We start from the raw sequence: 1,602 nt of genomic DNA on the forward strand, positions 1-1,602 counted from the left end.
CAAGGTGCTCATCGCCAACCGTGGCGAAATCGCTGTCCGCGTGGCCCGGGCCTGCCGGGACGCGGGGATCGCGAGCGTGGCCGTCTACGCCGACCCGGACCGGGACGCCCTGCACGTCCGCGCCGCGGACGAGGCGTTCGCCCTGGGCGGTGACACCCCGGCGACCAGCTACCTCGACATCGACAAGGTCCTCAAGGCCGCCAAGGAATCCGGCGCGGACGCCATCCACCCCGGCTACGGCTTCCTCTCCGAGAACGCCGACTTCGCCCAGGCCGTCCTGGACGCCGGCCTGATCTGGATCGGCCCCCCGCCCCAGGCCATCCGCGACCTCGGCGACAAGGTCGCCGCCCGCCACATCGCCCAGCGCGCCGGCGCCCCCCTCGTCGCCGGCACCCCCGACCCCGTCTCCGGGGCCGACGAGGTCGTCGCCTTCGCCCGGGAACACGGCCTGCCCATCGCCATCAAGGCCGCCTTCGGCGGCGGCGGCCGCGGCCTGAAGGTCGCCCGCACCCTCGAAGAAGTCCCCGAACTCTACGACTCCGCCGTCCGCGAGGCCGTCGCCGCCTTCGGCCGCGGCGAATGCTTCGTCGAGCGCTACCTCGACCGCCCCCGCCACGTCGAGACCCAGTGCCTGGCCGACAAACACGGCAACGTCGTCGTCGTCTCCACCCGCGACTGCTCCCTGCAGCGCCGCCACCAGAAACTGGTGGAGGAGGCCCCCGCCCCCTTCCTGTCCCAGGAACAGGTCGCCGAGCTCTACCGCGCCTCCAAGGCCATCCTCAAGGAAGCCCGCTACGAAGGCGCCGGCACCTGCGAATTCCTCGTCGGCCAGGACGGCACCATCTCCTTCCTCGAGGTCAACACCCGCCTCCAGGTCGAACACCCCGTCACCGAAGAAGTCGCCGGCATCGACCTGGTCCGCGAGATGTTCCGCATCGCCGACGGCGAAGAACTCGGCTACGACGACCCCGCCCTGCGCGGCCACTCCTTCGAGTTCCGCATCAACGGCGAGGACCCCGGCCGGGGCTTCCTGCCCGCCCCCGGCACAGTCACCCGCTTCGAGGCGCCCTCCGGCCCCGGCGTGCGCCTGGACGCCGGCGTCGAGACCGGCTCGGTCATCGGCCCCGCCTGGGACTCCCTCCTCGCCAAACTCATCGTCACCGGCCGCACCCGCGCCGAAGCCCTCCAGCGCGCCAAGCGTGCCCTGGACGAGTTCCACGTCGAAGGCATGGCCACCGCCATCCCCTTCCACCGCAAGGTCGTCACCGACCCCGCCTTCGCCCCCGAACTCACCGGCTCCACCGACCCCTTCACGGTCCACACCCGCTGGATCGAGACCGAGTTCACCAACGACATCACCCCCTTCACCACCCCCGCCGACACCGACACGGACGAGGAAACCGGCCGCGAGACGGTCGTCGTCGAGGTCGGCGGCAAGCGCCTGGAAGTCTCCCTGCCCTCCAGCCTCGGCATGAGCCTGGCCCGCACCGGCCTCGCCGCCGGCGCCAAGCCCAAGCGCCGCGCCGCGAAGAAGTCCGGCCCCGTCGCCTCCGGCGACACCCTCGCCTCCCCCATGCAGGGCACCATCGTCAAGATCGCCGT

1 protein-coding gene is annotated in these 1,602 nt (G+C 72.1%); it reads left to right on the forward strand.

Annotated features, from left to right (window positions below; genetic code table 11):
* On the forward strand, positions 1–1,602 hold a 1,602-nt coding region (locus ACZ67Q_RS39390), incomplete at both ends, for an acetyl-CoA carboxylase biotin carboxylase subunit (RefSeq protein ID WP_471192457.1).

The organism is Streptomyces sp. NPDC036813 (assembly GCF_055609245.1).